At 66.7% G+C, this 18,677-nt stretch carries 12 protein-coding genes and 3 pseudogenes; 7 read left to right on the top strand and 8 right to left on the bottom strand.

Going from position 1 to position 18,677, the window contains the following annotated elements:
• Nucleotides 1-350 precede the first annotated feature (350 nt).
• From ACHMW8_RS13890 to ACHMW8_RS13880, 3 genes and pseudogenes are all read left to right on the top strand, one after another.
• Nucleotides 351-2,854, top strand: a pseudogene (locus ACHMW8_RS13890) (TonB-dependent receptor).
• A 146-nt stretch (nt 2,855-3,000) separates the two neighbouring features.
• The gene (locus tag ACHMW8_RS13885) at nt 3,001-4,872 is read left to right on the top strand and encodes a glycoside hydrolase family 2 protein (protein ID WP_395445854.1); all 1,872 of its coding nucleotides are present in this window, start codon (nt 3,001-3,003) and stop codon (nt 4,870-4,872) included.
• Between the two features lie 159 nt (nt 4,873-5,031).
• Nucleotides 5,032-5,613, top strand: coding sequence for a helix-turn-helix domain-containing protein (locus ACHMW8_RS13880; protein ID WP_395445853.1), 582 nt, complete (start codon nt 5,032-5,034; stop codon nt 5,611-5,613).
• Nucleotides 5,614-5,869: 256 nt separating this feature from the next.
• Here ACHMW8_RS13880 and ACHMW8_RS13875 read toward each other — a convergent pair whose 3' ends face one another.
• Entirely contained in the window at nt 5,870-7,444 is a 1,575-nt protein-coding gene (locus tag ACHMW8_RS13875) for an ATP-binding protein (protein WP_395445852.1), read from the bottom strand.
• A 63-nt stretch (nt 7,445-7,507) separates the two neighbouring features.
• Here ACHMW8_RS13875 and ACHMW8_RS13870 point away from each other — a divergent pair, with 63 nt between their 5' ends.
• Together ACHMW8_RS13870 and ACHMW8_RS13865 are read left to right on the top strand one after the other, a co-directional pair.
• Complete coding sequence (locus ACHMW8_RS13870) at nt 7,508-8,131, top strand: response regulator transcription factor (RefSeq protein ID WP_395445851.1); 624 nt, start codon at nt 7,508-7,510, stop codon at nt 8,129-8,131.
• 119 nt (nt 8,132-8,250) lie between these two features.
• Nucleotides 8,251-8,619: a response regulator gene (locus ACHMW8_RS13865; RefSeq protein ID WP_395445850.1), complete on the top strand. Its 369-nt coding sequence runs from the start codon at nt 8,251-8,253 to the stop codon at nt 8,617-8,619.
• Here the strand turns inward: ACHMW8_RS13865 and ACHMW8_RS13860 are convergent.
• From ACHMW8_RS13860 to manD, 6 genes and pseudogenes are all read right to left on the bottom strand, one after another.
• A pseudogene (locus ACHMW8_RS13860) lies at nt 8,620-9,506 on the bottom strand (TauD/TfdA dioxygenase family protein).
• Between the two features lie 53 nt (nt 9,507-9,559).
• Nucleotides 9,560-11,191 carry a glycoside hydrolase family 43 protein gene (locus tag ACHMW8_RS13855; protein WP_395445849.1) on the bottom strand — a complete coding sequence of 544 codons (1,632 nt, stop codon included), beginning with the start codon at nt 11,189-11,191 and terminating at the stop codon, nt 9,560-9,562.
• Nucleotides 11,188-12,417 (bottom strand): MFS transporter, encoded by a 1,230-nt coding sequence (locus ACHMW8_RS13850; protein ID WP_125156627.1) that lies wholly within the window; start codon nt 12,415-12,417, stop codon nt 11,188-11,190. Before ACHMW8_RS13850 ends, ACHMW8_RS13855 begins: the two co-directional genes overlap by 4 nt.
• 139 nt (nt 12,418-12,556) lie before the next feature.
• Nucleotides 12,557-13,081: a low affinity iron permease family protein gene (locus tag ACHMW8_RS13845; protein WP_125156130.1), complete on the bottom strand. Its 525-nt coding sequence runs from the start codon at nt 13,079-13,081 to the stop codon at nt 12,557-12,559.
• A 33-nt stretch (nt 13,082-13,114) separates the two neighbouring features.
• Nucleotides 13,115-13,372 carry a hypothetical protein gene (locus ACHMW8_RS13840; RefSeq protein ID WP_199743401.1) on the bottom strand — a complete coding sequence of 86 codons (258 nt, stop codon included), beginning with the start codon at nt 13,370-13,372 and terminating at the stop codon, nt 13,115-13,117.
• 335 nt (nt 13,373-13,707) lie between these two features.
• Nucleotides 13,708-14,919 carry a D-mannonate dehydratase ManD gene (gene manD / locus ACHMW8_RS13835; RefSeq protein ID WP_395445848.1) on the bottom strand — a complete coding sequence of 404 codons (1,212 nt, stop codon included), beginning with the start codon at nt 14,917-14,919 and terminating at the stop codon, nt 13,708-13,710.
• Nucleotides 14,920-15,094: 175 nt separating this feature from the next.
• On the opposite strand from manD, the gene ACHMW8_RS13830 reads away from it, so the two are divergent.
• A complete protein-coding gene (locus tag ACHMW8_RS13830; RefSeq protein ID WP_395445847.1) occupies nt 15,095-15,859 on the top strand; it encodes a FadR/GntR family transcriptional regulator in 765 nt (254 codons plus the stop codon).
• Nucleotides 15,860-15,865: 6 nt separating this feature from the next.
• Here ACHMW8_RS13830 and ACHMW8_RS13825 read toward each other — a convergent pair whose 3' ends face one another.
• Nucleotides 15,866-17,137: an alginate lyase family protein gene (locus ACHMW8_RS13825; RefSeq protein WP_395445846.1), complete on the bottom strand. Its 1,272-nt coding sequence runs from the start codon at nt 17,135-17,137 to the stop codon at nt 15,866-15,868.
• Nucleotides 17,138-17,378: 241 nt separating this feature from the next.
• Here ACHMW8_RS13825 and ACHMW8_RS13820 point away from each other — a divergent pair.
• A pseudogene (locus ACHMW8_RS13820) lies at nt 17,379-18,541 on the top strand (glycoside hydrolase family 105 protein).
• The last annotated feature ends 136 nt before the right edge of the window (nt 18,542-18,677 follow it).

Here is an 18,677-nt window from a genome sequence, read left to right as displayed (position 1 = left end):
CGGGCGCGCACGATTCTTGCGTCGAGCGACTACCGATGCCTTCCAGCATCACCCGAACCCGTTCTGCTGCAAACCGAAAATTCTAACTTGCGCTAGAATATCGAGGTCATATTAAAATCAGCGTCAGTTGCGGACGGATGCAAGCCGTTCGCGCTGGGGCGGAAACATGACGCAAAGCGTCTTCATCCTAGGCCAAGGGCTCGTGACCGCTCTCTGCGGTTCGCGCGGTCGGCCAGGATCGCCCTTCCCTCACGTCAACACGCCCGCTCTTCCCCAAAATAAATCCGCGATTGCTCGAGGCGGGATGGGAAGAAAAGCGGCCGATAATAAAGAAAAACAGGGAGTTCGTTATGAGAAACGTCCACATGCTAGGGGTCTCGGCCCTCGCGCTCGCCATCGCGGCGCCCGCCTACGCGCAAACCACCCAGGCTGACAGCAACTCGATCGCCGAAATCGTCGTCACCGCCACCAAGCGCGAACGAGACTCTGCAGGACGTGCCGATCTCGGTCGCCGTCACGGGTCAGCAAACCATCGAACGGGCCCAGGTCCGCGACCTGATCGACCTGCAGTCGGTCGTTCCGTCGCTGAAGGTCCAGCAATTCAACGCCGCGGGCCAGACCAACTTCGTCATCCGCGGCTTCGGCAATGGCAACGGCAACGACGGCATCGAAAGCTCGGTCGGCATCTTCATCGACGGCGTCTATCGCAGCCGCTCCGCCGCCGCCCTGGACGACCTGCCCGAGATCGAGCGCGTTCGAGGTTCTGCGCGGCCCGCAATCGACCCTGTTCGGCAAGAACGTGTCGGCCGGCGCGATCAGCATCGTGACCAAGAAGCCGCAGTTCGAGTTCGGCGGTAAGGTCGAAGGCACCTACGGCAACTACAACGCCCGCCAGATCAAGGGCACGATCACCGGCCCGCTCAGCGAGACCCTCGCGGTCCGCCTTTCGGGCAGCCTGAACAAGCGCGACGGCTTCTTCACCAACACGACGACCGGCAACGACGTCAACGACCGCGACCGCTGGTCGATCCGCGGCGACATGCTGTGGGAACCGACCGACAAGACCTCGTTCCGCGTCATCGCCGACTACAACAAGATCAACGAGACCTGCTGCGGCGTGACCTCGATCTACAACGGTCCGGCCACCCTCGCCATCGGCGGCTTGCTGAAGAAGCCGATCAGCGACACCACCAAGATCTTCGACCGCGACGTCATCTTCAACACCGACCCCGAGAACAAGCTGTCGGGCAAGGGCGTTTCAGGCCAGCTCGACCATGACCTCGGCTTCGCAAAGCTGACCGCGATCACGGCCTACCGGAACCAGAAGAACGCCTCATTCCAGGACATCGACTTCACCGGCGCGGACATCTCCAACAACCGCACCGCCAACACCATCAAGACCTTCACCCAGGAAGTGCGCCTGGCGTCGAACAGCGATGGTCCGCTCAACTGGCTGATCGGCGGCTTCTACCAGAATGAAAAGCTGGATACCGGCCGCACCGTCACCTACGGCAACGACATCCGCGCGTTCGCCGAAGCCCTGTCGGGCCCGGTTCCGGCGGCGCTGCTGGGCGCCCTGCCCGCCACGCTCCGCCCGGCCCTGAACGGCCGGTCGAACCTGTACGCCCTGGAATTCCTGCAGAGCCTGGCCACGCCCACGCTGGTGCGCCCTGGCTTAACCTACTTCCAGCCCGGCCAAGGCATCAACGACTATTACAAGATGAAGCAGGAGTCGTACTCGCTGTTCAGCCAGTTCGACTACAAGGTCACCGAAAAGCTGACCCTGACCGGCGGCCTCGCCTACATGAACGACACGAAGAAGGCCCGTTCGAACGTCGCCCTGAACGACCCGTTCTCTTCGCTGAACCTGGGCGCCGTGCCGCAGTTCCCCGCCCTGGGTCTGCCGGGCAACCTGTATAGCGCCCTCGGCGCCCTGCAGTTCTTCTACGGCAACGACCCGACCCACGGCCCGGTCAACTATCCGAACGCCGCCGAGTCCGGCCGACTGAAGGGCGACAAGGTCACCTACGCCGTTCGCGCGGCCTATGACTTCGGCGCGATCAACGCCTATGCCAGCTACTCCACGGGCTGGAAGGCCGGCGCCTTCAACCTGTCGTCGGACAGCCGTCCGCCGAACGCCAACGGCGTGGGCCGCACCGCCCAGCCGGAAAACGTCGACGTCTACGAACTGGGCGTGAAGGCCAGCTTCCCGGGCGGCTACGCCAACATCGCGGCCTTCAAGCAGTCGATCAAGGGCTTCCAGTCCAACGCCTTCACCGGCCTCGGCTACAGCCTGGTCAACGCCGGCGAGGAGTCGGTGAAGGGCTTCGAAGTCGACAGCGCCTGGCGTCCGGTGCAATGGCTGAACCTGGCCGCTTCGGTCACCTATCTCGATCCGAAGTATGACAGCTTCACCGGCGCGGCCTGCGTGGCCTACGACACGGTTCGCTGTCCGGTCGACCCGACCACCGGCCGTCGTCCGAACTTCCGCAATCTGACGGGCGACACCCCGGCCGGCATCGCCAAGTGGTCGTTCTCGACCTCGGCGACGATCAACCACGACATCTCCGAGAACTGGCAGGGCTATGCGCGCGTGGAATACGACCACAGCAGCAAGGTTCAGCTGACGGAAACCGTGTCGCCGGCCCTGGCCAGCTACGGCACCGATGTCGTCAACGCCAGCGTCGGCGTGATCCAGACCGCCGGCCAACTGGAAATCGGCCTGTGGGCCCGTAACCTGACCAACGACGAAAGCCTGATCTCGGCCTTCCCGACGGTGGCCCAGGACGGCAGCTATAGCGGCTATCCGAACGCGCCGCGCACCTACGGCCTGACGGTTCGCAAGAGCTTCTAAGCCGATCCGACGAGGGCGGCCGGGTCCGAGGACCTGGCCGCCCTTTTCTTTACGCAAAGTGGCCTGACCACTTTTCCTTGCGCCCTGGCCGCGGGCCATGCTTCAACCTCTGCGACAAAGCCGAACGGCTGCTGGAGGAACGCGCGATGGGAACGGGATTGAAGGCTCTGGTCGCCGCGGCGTGCGCTCTGGCCCTGCTGGCGCCGCTGGGCGCGTCGGCCTCCTCCCCCACTCTGACCCGGGCCGACAATCGCGACGGCCAGGATCTCTCGGGGACTTGGCACTACTCGGTCGATCCCTATCGCGACGGCCTGGCCGGCTTCCACCGCGGCGCGCCCGGCGAGGGTCACCGCCGCTATGACGACGTCGATGTCGACGCCGTGACCAAGTCCAGGCCCAACGCCCTCTACGAATACGACATGGACCGCTCGCCCACGGCCACCCTGCCCCAGGGCTGGGTCGGGCACGATCCGAGCCTGCGCTACTACCAGGGTCTGATGTGGTACGAGCGGCGCTTCGACGCCCCGGCGCTGAAGCCCGGCCAACGCGCCTTCCTGCGCTTCGAGGCGGTCAATTACACCGCCAAGGTCTTCCTGAACGGCAAGGCTGTCGGCGAGCACGAGGGCGGCTTCACGCCGTTCTCGATGGAGGTCACCGACGTCCTGCGGGCCAGCAACAACCAGATCACGGTCGGCGTCGACTCCACACCCCAGGCAGACGGCGTGCCGCCGCCGGTTACCGACTGGGAGAACTATGGCGGGATCACCCGGCCGATGCGCCTGGTCATCACCCCCGGCACCTTCGTCGACGAGGCTTGGCTGCGCCTGACCAAGGACGGAAAGATCGCCGCCACCGTGAAGCTGGACGGGGCCCAGGCCGCCAACCAGGAGGTCCATGTCCGCGTCGCCGAGCTGGGCCTCGACGTCACCGGCAAGACAAACCCCCGGGGCGTGCTCAACGCCTCGATCGCCGCGCCCAAGGGCCTGGTTCGCTGGTCACCCGAGAAGCCCAAGCTCTATGACGTCGTCGTCCAGACGGGCGAGGACAAGCTGACCGACCGCGTCGGCTTCCGCACGATCGAGACCAAGGGCAGCGAGATCCTGCTGAACGGCAAGCCGATCTTCCTGCGCGGCGTCTCGGTCCATGAGGAGGAGTTCGGCGACAACCCGGCCCGGACCATCACCGAGGCCGGCGCCCGCGCCCTGCTCTCGGAGGTGAAGGAGGGCCTGCACGGCAACTTCGTGCGCCTGGCCCACTATCCGCACAGCGAGATCACCACCCGCATCGCCGACGAGATGGGCCTGCTGGTGTGGAGCGAGATCCCCGTCTACTGGCTGGTCGACTTCGGCAATCCGCGCACCCTGAAACTGGCGCGGGACATGCTGGCCGACAATATCCGCCGCGACCGCAACCGCGCCTCGATCATCATGTGGAGCGTGGCCAACGAGACGCCGATCACCGAACCGCGCAACGCCTTCCTCTACCAGTTGGTCGACGACGTCCGGGCGCTGGACGACAGCCGCCTGGTCACCGCCGCCCTGCTGACGGCGCGCAAGACCAATGACGGCCCAAACGGCAAGCAAGTCGAGATGGGCCTCAACGACCCGCTGGCCGACAAGCTCGATGTCCTGGCCGCCAACACCTACAACGGCTGGTACAGCGACGACACGCTCGACAGTCTGCCGGCCATGACCTGGAAGGCCACCGACAAGCCGATGGTGTTCTCCGAATTCGGCGCCGACGCCCTGTCCGGCTTCAGCGACCCTGTGCTGATGCGCAAGTTCTCCGAGGACTTTCAGAAGAAGTACTATGAGAAGACCCTGGCCATGGCCGCCAAGGCATCGACCCTGCGCGGCATGTCGCCCTGGATCCTCAAGGACTTCCGCAGCCCCAGGCGCCAGCATCCGATCTATCAGCAAGGCTGGAACCGTAAGGGACTGGTCTCGCCGACGGGACGGCGCAAGCCGGCGTTCTTCGTGCTGCGGGACTTCTACAGGCAGAAGGAAGCAGAGAGATAGGACCAGACGGCCGCGCGGCCATACTCAGGTATAGGTGCGACAGACCAACGCAGGTCCCGGCCAAGCCTTGGTTGAATGGTCCCCGAAGCGGGGATGAAGAACACTGATCGTCGAAACACGGAGCCCCTCTCCCCAAGGGGCGCAACGGAGATCGACGCCATGTCCTATCAACCCGCCGCCCGCAGCTTCGACACCGCCTCCAATCCCTTCGACGGCGTGGTCGCCGGCCAGATCCTGGACGATGAGGTCCGCGCGTTCGCGCCGAGCCTGAAAGACATACTGGCCCGCGCCGAACGCTCGATCGGCGGCGACCTGGACGCCACCCGCGCCCTGCTGGCTCGAGCCAATGCGATGATCGCCGAGGCGGTCGAGACGCAAGGCGGAACGCGCGAGGTCAGCCTGGGCGGTCTCGCCCCCTGGCAGGCCAAGCGGGTCAGCGCCCACATCAACGCCCACCTCGGCGACACCATCCCGGTTTCGCATCTGGCCCAGCTGGTCACGCTGAGCGCCGGCCACTTCAGCCGCGCCTTCAAGCAGACCTTCGGCGACACCCCGCACGGTCACGTCATGCGCCGACGGGTCGAGACAGCCAAGGCGATGATGCTCAAGAGCGCCGAACCGCTCAGCCAGATCGCCTATCTGTGCGGCTTCGCCGACCAGGCCCACTTCTCGCGAACCTTCCGGAAGCTGGCCGGCGCGACGCCCCTGGCCTGGCGCCGAGCCCACTACGGGCGCGCCTGAACCTCCATGCAATCGACTGCGCCCGTTTGTCGCACACATTCGGCAACCTAGACCGTTGCCATTCGCTCGGGACTCGACGAAGGTCCTCGGACTCGGCGCACCCCACCGCGTCCGACACCTTTAAAGCCGGCTGGCCACGCCTCGCGCGAGACCAGCCGGCTTCATTTAAGGGCTCCCCGTTGGGTCTCGCCCCTGACGACAACGCCGGGACCGTGGGCCGACCATCATCGTGCACGTTCCCGTTGATCCCGGCTCTCTAGGCCGCGGGCAGGACCACCCGGAACAAGGCCCCACCATCCTGCGCGGTCTCCGCGGCGATGACGCCGCCATGCGCCTCGACGATCGACTTGCTGATCGACAGGCCCATGCCCATCCCTGTCGCCTTGGTCGAATGGAAGGCCTTGAAAAGGACTTGCGCGTCCCGCGCCGCCACGCCGGGGCCCGTATCGGCCACCTCCAGCACGACCCGATCATCCGCGCGACGCGTGGAGAGAGTCAGATCGCGCGCGCCGTCGCGTCCCGCCATCGCCTGAATGCCGTTCATGGCCAGGTTGATGACCACCTGCTGCAGCTGCACCCGGTCGCCCAGGACCTCGCCCACGTCCGGCGACAGGGCCAGGATCAGCCGCACGTCGTGCGCCGCCAGTTCGCGCTTCAGCAGCAGCGCGGCGTCCTCGATCGCCGCGTTCAGCGCCACCGGCGCGCGCTGCGGATCCTTGTTCGAGGCCAGGGCCCGGATGCGGCTGATGATGTCCGAGGCGCGCTGCCCCTCGACGATCATCCGCCCCATCGCCGCGCGGGCCTCTTCCAGGTCGGGCTCGGCGCGGTTGATCCAGCGCAGACCGGCCTCGCCGTTGGTGACGATGGCGGCCAGAGGCTGGTTGACCTCGTGGGCGATCGAGGCGGTCAGTTCGCCCAGGGTCGAGACCCGGGCGGCGTGGGCTAGGTCCGCCTCGGCCTTGCGCAGGGCGTCTTGCGCCGCCAGCCGGTCACTGATGTCGACGATGCCGACCAGCACCGTGCCGCGCTTGACCCCGTCGCGCGGGTAGCAGGTGGTGAAGAGGGCGTCGAACTCCGTCCCGTCGGCCTTGCAGAACCGCGCCTCGGCCTCGTAGCTGTGCCGGCGCTCCAGGGCCGCGAAGACGCTCTCGGCGAACACCCTTTCGCTGGACCGAGGCCAGAATCGCGACACAGAGCCCAGCAGGTCCTCGCGCGGCGCGCCAAACAGGGCGACGGACTTGTCGTTGACGTCGACCACCCTCGAGACCTCGATCATCCGCCGGATCACCTCGGGATGCTCGGCGACATAGGCGCGGACGTCGGTCATGCCCTTGGCCTGCAGGTCGGCCAGCACCTCGCCCAGGCCGTTGAAGTCCAGCTCCCAGAACGACACCGCCATGGCCCGAAAGACGTTGCTGTAGCGATACTCGCTGTATTTCAGATCCAGCGCCGCCTTGCGGGCGGCGGTGACGTCGCGGCCAGTCTCCAACACCTCGATCGGCGTCCCGGCCGCGTCGCGACGCAGGGTCCAGCGGCCGTCGACGACCACCGTCTCGCCGGCGGCCGTGGTCCGGGTCAACTCGCCCTCCCAGTGGCCGGTCTCGATCAGCTGAGCCTTGATCGCCGCGATCTCGGCCGGATAGCGCGTCGCCAGCAAGACGTCGGGATCGCCGCCCATGGCGGTCTCGCGCGCGTGGCCGTACAGCGCCGCGGCGCCGCGGTTCCAGAAGGTGATCCGCCCCTCCAGATCGCTGACGAAGATGGCGTCATGCGCCGCGTCCAGCATCTCGGCCAGGTCCTGGCGCCGGCGGTCGACGTCTTCGGTGATCATGCGGCCCCCATCTCCGATTGCATAATTGACGAGGCCGCGCGTCTGGTCCAGCTAACGAGAACGATGGTCACCCAAACAGTCCATATCGTCGATGATGACGGCGCCCTGCGCGAGGCCCTGGACAGTCTGTTCCGCTCGGTCGGACTGGAGACCAAGGCGTTCGGCAACGCCCAGGAGTTCCTGCAGTCGGGCCACGCTCACGACGCCGGCTGCCTGGTGCTGGACGTGCGCCTCCCGGGCCTCTCCGGCCTGGATTTCCAAGAGAAGCTGGCCGCCGCCGACATCCGCATGCCCGTCGTGCTGATGACCGGCCATGGCGACATCCCGATGAGCGTGCGCGGCATGAAGGCCGGGGCCGTCGACTTCCTGACCAAGCCCTTCCGCGACCAGGACATGCTGGACGCGGTCGCCGCGGCCCTGGAGCGCGATGCGACCGCCCGCGCCCAGCAGGGCGGCCTCGACGACCTGCGCGCCCTCTACGAGACGCTGAGCGGGCGTGAGAAGCAGGTCATGGCCCTTGTGGCCAGCGGGCTGATGAACAAGCAGGCCGCCCATCAGCTGGGCTTGTCCGAGATCACCGTGAAGATCCATCGCGGCAACCTGATGCGGAAGATGGAGGCCCGGAGCCTGGCGGATCTGGTCCGCATGGCCGAGATGCTCAAGCTGCGGCCCGAAGACCCCGCGTGACGGACCGTCTTGAACGATCCTCACGCAAGAGCACACAAACCTCCGTATAATTTCCGCGACCGCGGTTATCGGGCACTGATCGTGGCGCGACCCGCCGTCGCGCGTTCGAGGAAGCCCGCTTGTCCCCCTCCCCCCTCATCTGTGTCGTCGACGACGACGACTCGGTTCGCGTCTCGCTGGAGGGGCTGCTGCGATCCCTGGGTCATCGCGTCGAGGCGTTCGACAGCGCCACGGCGTTCATGGCCTCGGCCGCGCGCGGTCGGGCCGACTGCGTGATCAGCGACCTGCAGATGCCGGGCATGACCGGCGTCGAGATGAAGGAGGCCATGATCGCCGCCGGCGAGAACACCCCGGTCATCCTGATCACCGCCTTCGCCGACGACGCCCAGAGGCTCCGGGCCGAAAGGGCGGGCGTGACCTGCTTCCTGCCCAAGCCCTTCACCGGCGAGAAGCTGATCGACTGCCTGAACCGGGCTTTGATCGGCTGACTAGAACGGCTTGTCGCCCTTGATCGTCACGCGCTCGACGATCCGCTCCTGGGGCCAGTAGTCGAGGACCGCGTAGTGCTGCGTCGCGCGGTTGTCCCAGAAGACGATGGCGTTCGGGGTCCAGCGGAAGCGGACCTGATATTCGGCGATTTCACCCGGTCCAGCAGGTCGGCCAGCAGCGTCTTGGCCTCGTCCTCGGGCAGGCCCAGGATCCGGGTGGTGAAGACCTTGTTGACGAACAGGTGCTTCTCGCCGGTCTCCGGATGGATGCGAACCACCGGGTGGATCATCGGCGGATACTCCGCGCGCAACGCCTGACGCTTGGCCTCGTCGACGCGGTAGCCGTAGCTCTGGATGATGTCGTGCTCGGCCGTGAGGGTCGCCAGTTTGTCCTTCAACGCCTGGGGCAGGTCGGCATAGATGGCGGCCGTGTCGGCGAACAGGGTGTCGCCGCCCAGGGGCGGCATGCGCCGCATCCGTAGCACCCCGCCCATCGACGGCGCCTCGCGGAAGGTGACGTCGGTGTGCCACTTGTTGGCGGCGCGGACGATCGGGACGATCTCCTCGCGCAGCTTCATGCCGTCGGCCGCCTCGATGTGCAGGATCTCCGGAAAGCCCGGCACATGGGCGGTGACCGGATGGCCCTCCAGCTCGCCAAAGCACCGGCCAAAGCGGACGTGATCCTCATAGGAAATGTCCTGGTCGCGGAAGAACACCACCTTGTGGCGCAGCAGGGCCGCGCGGATCGCCGCGACAATCTCGGGGCTCAGCGGCCGCGTCAGGTCGAGCCCCGAGATCTCCGCTCCCAGCACCGTGCCGACGGGCTTAATGGTCAGGCCGGCATGGGGGGCGGCGTCGTGTTCGGAGATCGAGACCGGAGCGTTCATGGCGTCCTCCCTGGACTTTCCAGAACCCTACGATTGAACGCCGATCTCTCAATTCACAAATTCTGGGGCCGATACTCCCGTTCCTCATAGTCGAACCAGTCGAAGTCGGCCGGCGCGGCGGCGCCGGAGACGTCCTGGCAGGCCATGCCGACGAAGGCGCCGGTGAAGTTGGGCGCGCCAGGGGCGCTGGCCTCATCGGACAGGATCGAGGCGTCGAACACCTCCGGCAGCCAGGCCCAGGCGCCCTCCCCCTGGCGGAATCCGAAGCGCAAGCGCTCGAAGTCGACCTCGACCCGCAGCTCGACCGGGCCGGCTCCCAGCGGGATCGGAGCGGTGAAGCTGTCGGACTGCGGGCTGTCGGGACTGCAGCTCATCACCCGCAGATGCTTGCCGATCGCGTTGTCGTGGCTGACATGCAGATAGTGCAGCTTGGAGCCGTTGTAGTAGCAGATCAGCCCCGCGGCCTGCTGGAAGTGCTCGGGCTCGAAGTCCAGCACCGTGGCGGCCGAGTAGCATTGGGCCTGCTGGCGTCGGGCGACCAGGGCCTGGCGGAAGACGCTGCCCACGCTCTCGCGGCCGTAGAGGCGCAAGAACCCCGGCCTGGCGGTCAGGCTGAAGATCTCGTCCGGATAGGGCGTGCGCAGCCATTGGAAGTCGATCGGCAGGTCTGGACCGTCAAAGTTCGCGCGCGTTGGCGCCACAGGCCAAAGCTGTTCGGGCAGGTCCGGCGCGGGCGTCTCCAGCGTCGGATCGCCCGAGCCGTCCAGCGTGCGCGGCCAGCCGTCGTCGCCCCAGACCAGCTTCTGGATCGCCGTCTCGCGCCCGAGCGTGCAGCGGCCCCGATTGGGGATCGGCCGGCCGACCAGATAGGCCGCGTAGGTCTCGCCGTCGGCGGTCTCGACCAGATCCGCGTGCCCCGCGCGTTGCAGCGCCACATGCGGCCGGTCGCGGGAGGTCAGGACGTAGGTGTCGGGGTGCAGTTCATACGGACCGGCGAGGTCGCGCGATCTTGCCATGGTCATGGCGTGACCCCAGCCGGTGCCGCCCTCGGCGGTGACCAGGTAGTACCAGCCGTCGCGCTTGTAGAGGTGCGGAGCCTCGGTCAGGCCGATCGGCGTGCCCTGGAAGATCACCTTGCGCTCGCCGACCAGCTTCCGCTCGGCGACCGAATATTCCTGCAGCACGATGCCGGCGAAGCGGTTCTTGCCCGGACGGTGATCCCACAGCTGATTGACCAGCCATTTGCGGCCGTCGTCGTCGTGGAACAGCGACGGATCGAAGCCCGAGCTGTTCAGATGGATGGGATCCGACCACGCGCCGTCGATCGTGTCGGCCGTGACCAGGTAGTTGTGGAAGTCGCGCAAGCTGGCGCCCGACGCACCGCCGACCGTGGTCCGGCCGTAGCGCTTCACGTCGGTGAAGATCAGCCAGAACTTGCCGTCGGCGTGGGTCAGGCACGGCGCCCAGACCCCACAGCCGTCGGGGTCGCCGCGCATGTCCAGCTGGCTCGGACGGGTCAGCGGCCGGCCCAGCAAGCGCCAGTTCTTGAGGTCGCGCGAGTGGTGGATCTGGACGCCCGGGAACCACTCGAAGGTCGAGGTGGCGACATAGTAGTCCTGCCCCACCCGGATGATCGACGGGTCGGGATTGAAGCCGCGCAGGATGGGATTGGAAATCACGCTCATGCCTTTACCGTCTCGGATGTCCCATTTGGCGCGGCGCGGTCCTTGACGAGCGTCCACAGCAGAACGGCCCCGGCGATGTCCAGCACGCCCAGGGCCACGAAGAACGGGTCATAGCCGATCGTCGTCACCAGCCCGCCGATCAGCAGCGAGAACAGCAGCAGACCCAGATTGCCCATCATGCCGGCCAGGCCCGCCACCGTGGCGACCTCGTCACGGCGAAAGAGGTCGGAGGCCATGGTGATGACGGTCACCGACAGGGTCTGGTGCGCGAAGCCGCCCAGGCACAGCAAGGCGATGGCCGCGTAGGCGCTCTCGACCTTGCCGACGAACACCATGCCCGTCATCAGGACCGCGCCCAGGGTGAAGGCGATGCGACGGGCGTTGATCAGCGAAACACCGCGCTTCTGCAGGAAGTGCGCGATCACCGGCCCAGCCAGGCAGCCCAGGTCGGCGGCCACGAACGGCATCCAGGCGAACAGGGCGATCTGCTTGAGGTCGAAGCCGCGGGTCTGCGACAGATAGAGCGGCACCCAGAACGACAGCGTCCCCCAGGTCGGATCGGCCAGGAAGCGCGGCAGGGCAATGCCCCAGAACTGGCCCTGCTTCAGGATCGAGATGATCGACGGCTTGGCTCCGGTGGCGGTCAGGTGCGCTTCCTGGCCCGTGGCGATCAGCGCGCGCTCCTCGTCGGTCATCGACGGGTGCCGCTCGGGCGAGCGGTAGAAGAAGAGCCACAGCACCACCCAGACCAGGCCGAAGGCGCCGGTCAATACGAAGGCCGCTCGCCAGTTCCAGGCCAGCACGGCCCACACCACCAGCGGCGGCGCCAGCACCGAACCGATCGAGGCGCCGATGTTGAACACCGCACCGGCGAAGCCCCGCTCCCTCGCCGGAAACCAGGTCGCCACCGTCTTCATGCCGGCCGGCTGGGCCGAACCCTCGGCCAGGCCCAGGAAGGCGCGCAGGAAGGCGAAACCCTGCCAGTTATGAACCAAGCCGTGGGCCATGGCGATCAGCGACCAGGCCGCCGCGAAGACCGCGAAGCCTGTGCGCAGGCCCAGGGTGTCGAGCACATAGCCGCAGACCGGCTGCAGCATGATCCCCAGCTGGAAGGCGCCCGTGATCCAGGAATACTCCTTCACGGAGATATCCAGGTCCTTCATCACCGTCGGGGCGGCGATGCCCATGGTCGAGCGGGTCAGGTAGTTGACGATCGCGCCCAGCATGACCAGGCCGATGATCCACCAGCGCAGGGCTTTCAATTTCGGCAAGGCGGCTCTCCCCGTCGGGCGCGCTCAAGCCGGCCCGTTAAATGGTACCGCTATCGCCGATAAGATCTGACGTCCACCCTGTCGTGGTCTGATATCACCCGGCCTTCTTCCGGGACGGATGACCGGCCGACAGGGCCTTGGCGCGGCTGGCGGCGCGGGTCGAGGCGGACGGCGCCGTCTTGGCGGATTTGGCGGCGCCCTTGCTCTTGGGCCGGGCCTTGAGACGGGCGTCCCTCTCGGCCGCCAGCTTCTGGAAGGCCCGCACGTGCCTGTCCGCCCGCTGCTTGCAGTGGGCGTGCATCACCTCGAGTTCCTTGTCGGTCAGCTTCTCGATGCCGATGAAGTCGTCCTCGGCCTCGGTGGTGGCGCGGATCAGCTCGTCAAGCTTGGTCTGCAAGGCCAGGCCGTCGCGGTTCTGCGTATTCTGGATCAGGAACACCATCAGGAAGGTGATGATCGTCGTGCCGGTGTTGATCACCAGCTGCCAGGTCTCGGAGAACTTGAAGATCGGCCCCGTCACCGCCCACAGCACCACGAGGGCGACGCAAATCAGGAACGCGGGCGGACTGCCCGTGGCGCGGGCCGTGACGTTGGCGAATTTGGCGAACAGCTTGTCCACGAGACGATCTCCTTGCGATCGCCCTGGTAACGCTTAGACCGCCGCGGAAGCTCCGCGCCGCGGCATCGGCTGATGCAGAGCCTGGGCGCCGCGCCGCGCGACCTCGCCCACGAAGCGGTCCTTGCCGTCCGCCGCGGCGGCCGATTCCCAGACGAAGACACCGACGCAGTCGTGCGCCGCCGCGACCTCGGCCGCCAGTTCCAGGGCGTCGACATCGCCCTCGGCGGTGTTGGCGATGAAGGTCAGGGACACGCCGTCGGCGCGCCGTGGGTAGAAGAGGTACGTCGGCATGATGTGAACTCCTGCCTTTCGAGCGGGAGTGAAGCCTGGGCTTCGTCTCTCGGTCATCGGCGCTCGAGAGGACCGTGCCGATGATGACTAGAGCTTAACACCCCGATTTGGGGATATCGAGCAAATACAGCCAAGTGGAAAAGTAAACATAAGTCGTGAACCCGACATTCATGTGTCGGCGATTTCTATAAACCATCGAAATACATGATAAATACGAAGTACTCGATACGCGCTACCGGCGGCGTCATAGATTTTGAAATCGACGACGAAGGCCTCTGCACCAGCGACCACAAGCACCGCCGCCGGCGGCGGAAGAGGCCGCGCAACGAGTGGCCTTACCAGTTGAACATGGTCCCGTCCTGAAGACGGTTCACCGGCAGGTAGGCGCGCTTGTATTCGTACTTTCCGGCCAGATCCTCGTCGATGTCGACGCCCAGGCCCGGCTTGTCGCCCGGGTGCAGCATGCCGTCATCGAAGGTATAGGCGTGCGGGAACACGGCGTCCGTCTCCGGCGTGTGGCGCATGTATTCCTGCAGGCCGAAGTTCGGGATCGACATGTCGAAATGCAGGGCCGCGGCCATGGTGATCGGCGACAGATCGGTAGCGCCGTGGCAGCCGGTCTTGACGTGGTGCAGGTCGGCGAAGGCGGCGATCTTCTTCAGATTGCTGATCCCGCCCGCGTGCAGCACGGTCGCGCGCAGATAGTCGATCAACTGCTCCTCGATCAGCTGCTTGCAGTCCCAGACGTGAGCGAAGATTTCGCCGACGGCCAGCGGCGTGGTGGTGTGCTGACGGATCAGGCGGAAGCCGGCCTGGTTCTCGGCCGGGACCGAGTCCTCCAGCCAGAACAGGCGATAGGGCTCCAGGTCCTTGCCCAGGCGGGCGGCCTCGATCGGGGTCAGGCGATGGTGGACGTCGTGCAGCAGGTGGACGTCCCAGCCCAGGACCTCACGCGCCTTCTCGAACAGTTTCGGCACGTGGTTCAGGTACTTGGCGGTCGACCACAGGTTCTCGGTGGGCAGGTTGCCGTCGGCCGGCTCGTAGAACATCTTGTCGCCGGAGACGCCGTAGGTGCTGGGCAGGCCGGGCACCCCCGTCTGCAGGCGAATGGCCTTGTAGCCCATGGCCTTGTACTTCACCGCCTCGGCGATGGTCTCGTCGATGGTCTCGCCGTTGGCGTGGCCGTAGACGGTGACGCCGGTGCGGCACGCGCCGCCCAGCAGCTGATAGACTGGCAGACCCGCGACCTTGCCCTTGATGTCCCACAGAGCCATGTCGACGGCCGCTAGGGCGGTCATGGCCACCGGACCGCCGCGCCAGTACGAGCCGCGATAGAAGAACTGCCAGATGTCCTCGATCTGGTGGGCGTCGCGGCCGATCAGGCTGGGGATCATGTGATCTTGCAGGAAGCTGACCACCGAAAGCTCGCGGCCGTTCAGGGTGGCGTCGCCGACCCCCGTGACCCCGTCCTCGGTGGTGATCTTCAGGGTGACGAAGTTGCGGCCGGGGCAGGTCACGATGACCTTGGCGTCGATGATCTTCAGCATGGACCTGGAATAGCTAAGCGGGGCCGTAAAGTGGCCTGACCACTTCTAGCGACTTATCCGACAAGAAGCTAGTGACCGCGCCCTTCCATCGCCCTCAAGCCCGGTAGCGCGAACATCGGCCATACAATAGGCTAGGCGCGCGCCGACGCCGCGTCGGCTCGATCAGCGAAAACACATGACCACTTCGACGGCAGAAACCCGGAAGCTCTACCAACAGGTGGCCAACTCGATCGCCGACTCGATTCGCGACGGCACGCACCGCCCTGGCCAGCGCCTGCCGTCCGAGCGGGATCTGGCGGAAGACTACAAGGTCAGCCGTCCGACCGTCCGCGAGGCGATGATCGCCCTGGAAATCCGCGGCCTGGTCGAGGCCCGCCACGGCTCGGGCGTCTATGTCACCGAAGCCCCGCGCACCGAGGTCACCGCGCCCGAACTGGACATCGGCGCCTTCGAGCTGACCGAGGCCCGCCGCCTGATCGAGGGCGAGGTCGCGGCCCTGGCCGCCGCCACCATCACCGACGAGGAACTGGCCGAACTGGCGACGATCATGGACGACATGGTCGTGGAAAACGACAGCGACCCGCGCGGGGGCGAGCGCGCCGACCGCCGCTTCCACGTGACCATCGCCCAGGCCAGCCGCAACAGCGCCCTGGTCACCGTCGTCGAGAACCTCTGGGACCTGCGCTACAAGTCGCCCCTGTGCCGCGCCATGCTGGAGCGCGCCCGCCAGGTCGGCGTGCGCCCCCTGATCGACGACCACCAAGAGATCCTGCGGGCCCTGAAGCAACGCGACCCCACCGCCGCCCGCAACGCCATGCGCGAGCACCTGGGCCGAGTGATCGACAACCTGCTGACCGCGACCGAGATCGACGCGCTGGAACGGGCGCGGAACGAAGTCGCGGCTCGGCGAACCGAGCTGGCGAGAAGGTCGGCGATCTAAAGCGGCCTACTTTCGATACGCCCCGATCGTCAGCCGGCTTTGCGCCGCAGGGTCCTTCTTGGCGATGAAGTCGGCCTTGGCCGCGAAGCTCGCGTCGCCGTAGGCCGCCGCCGCCAGATCATACAGCGGCAGGGCCTCTTCCGTGGCGTCCTGCGGCTTTAGTTCCTTGAACGGGAAGGCCGCCTCGTCGCCGACATACGGGGCAAGGTAGTCGAAGGCGGCGCGGATGCCCTGCCCCCTCGGCCCCTTGTAGCCCCACAGGTCGACGCCGACGCACGGCCCCAGCTCGGCCATGCCGACCAACGGCTCCAGGGCGAAATAGCTGTAGTGCAGACCCCTGGTGCGGGCCAGTTCCTTGGGCATCTTGCCGTCGGGGTCGATCTGCGGATCGACGCGGGTCTTGCCGGCCTCGGCGATCACCGTCCTGGCCAGGTCCGGCCGACGCGCGAACAACGAGAAGGTCGCCAGCTGGTAGTCGTACCAGATGCCGTGGTTGTTCTGGGCGGCGCGTTCTTCCTTGGCGGTCGGCCCTGTTCCCAGCCAGGCGACGTAGTCGCCGAACCAAGCCTCCAGTCCCTTCTGCTCCGCCGGCGCGAGCGCCTTGGAGGGGGCCAGGAGCCCGATCGACTCGACCACGCGCAGCAGTCGGAAGGTGTCGAGCACGCCCTCGGCGCGGCCCGGGGTGCGGCCAGGCACGCCCTGGGCGTAGCTCATGGACGGGTTCATGCGCGTGGCCGGATCCAGGAACCACACGCGCAGCAGTTGGGCGGCCTTGGTCGCGTACTTGGCGTCGTCGGTGAAATAGTAGGCCAGGGACAGGGCCTCGACGGCGCTGGCCATGCTGTCCATGCGCACGGTGTCGAAGGCGTTGGTGTTCCTTTCCGGATTCACCTCGCCGTCCCTGCGGATATAGGGCTCGCCGGTCGGCTGGGCCGGATCCGGCCACCAGTACGGGCCCATCGAGATATAGTCGTGCTTGTCGCCGCTGGGCGGGGCGCGGGTCTTCTCGGTGACGGCGTAGGACGGGCCGTCCAACGCCTTTTCCGCGCGGGCCAGCAGCGCCCTGTAGGCCGGTGCGACGGACGGATCGGCGAGATTGGCCTTGGCGGCCTGCAACGATCGCGGCTTCCATCGGAAGGTGCGGCGGCCGTCGAAGTCGGCGGCGTAGCCCTCCTCGGCCTTGCAGACGGGGCCAGCGGCCAGGGCCGGCACGGCGGTCGAGAGCGCGCTAGCGGCGGCGGCGCCAAGGACCAGGGTTCGGATTGTTGAGCGGATCATTGCGTCCTCCCCCTCCTCGCGCCGCCGCATCAAGGCCGCGAGCCTGCGTCATCCAGAAACCGGCGCCAAAACTGCTACACCGCAACCAGGCGACCAGACAAGCGGACTGGCATGACCAATATTCCGAATCGGCCATACGATTTGCCCAAGGGCGACAGGATCAGGTAAGACAACTTGCGGCGGATCCATAGGCGCACCGCCGACCAGCGCCCGGCAGAGGCGCGCCCCGGGGAGGTTTCGGATGCGCGTACGGTTCGCGACGGCTGTGATCTGCCTGACCTTGAGCGCCCTTCCCGCCGCCGCACAGCCCCCGAAATCGTCCAGGCCCGCCACGGCGACCGCCGACCTTTCCGCCGCCGCCCTGACCCTGGGCCGCGCCGTCGCCGACTGGCAGCTGCGCCACATGGACGGCCAATTCGACTATGTGAAAACCCAGCACGCCAAGACCCAAAATCCGCGCGGCTGGATCCAAGGCGCCTTCTATGCCGGCCTGGCCGCCTTCGCCGAGCGGACAGGGGAACGAGGTTACGCCCTGGCCCTGCGCGCGCACGGCGCCCAGGAGGGCTGGGGCCTGGGCTCGCGCCCGTTGCACGCCGACGATCACGTCATCGCTCAGTCGTGGATCTGGACCTACGGCCGTGATCCGGACCCCGCTCAGATCGCGCCGGTGAAGGCCCGCTTCGACGCCATCCTGGCCGATCCGCCCAAGGCCGACCTGACCTTCATCGACGGCGCGGAAGACCAGCCCTGTCAGGCCCGCTGGTGCTGGAGCGACGCCCTGTTCATGGCGCCGCCGACCTGGATCGCCCTGTCGGCCGCCACTAGTGACCCCGCTACGCCGCCTATGGCGACCGGGAGTTCTGGGCCGCCACCGACTGGCTGCTGGACAAGCGGGAAGGCCTCTATTTCCGCGATAGCCGATACTTCGACAGGAAGGACGACCAAGGTCGCAAGATCTTCTGGAGCCGCGGCAATGGCTGGGCCTATGCGGGCGTCGTCAACATCCTGAAAACCCTGCCCGCGAGCCATCCGTCTCGCCCGCGCTACGTGGCGCTGTTCAAGCAGATGCCGGCCCGGCTGACGGCCCTGCAGAAGCCCGATGGCTACTGGCCCGTCTCGCTGCTGGCGCCCGAGCACAGCCCGCCGGAAAGCAGCGGGACCGGCTTCTTCGTCTATGGCCTGGCCTGGGGCGTGAATAACGGACTGCTGAAGGCGCCGAAATATAAAGCCGCCGCGCGCCGGGGGTGGAGCGCGCTGGCCCAGGCCGTGCGCCCGGACGGCAAGCTGGGCTGGGTGCAGCAGGTCGGCTATGCCCCCGAACACGTCGAAGCCGACGACACTCAACTGTATGGCGCCGGAGCGTTCCTGCTCGCGGCCTCGGAAGTGTCGCGCGGCCGCTTCTAGCGGCCCGCATAGCCTTCGGACTCAACTCAAGACCTGGCGGCGTCGCGCCGCATAAGCTCGCGCGCGACGCCGCGCGACTAATCGCGAACCTAAATATCGCTATTCGACGAACGGCTCGATTATTATCTACACTAAA

The sequence above is a fragment of the Caulobacter sp. UC70_42 genome (assembly GCF_044056025.1).
Classification (GTDB): Bacteria; Pseudomonadota; Alphaproteobacteria; order Caulobacterales; family Caulobacteraceae; genus Caulobacter.
This window is presented reverse-complemented; position numbering and strand designations above follow the sequence as displayed.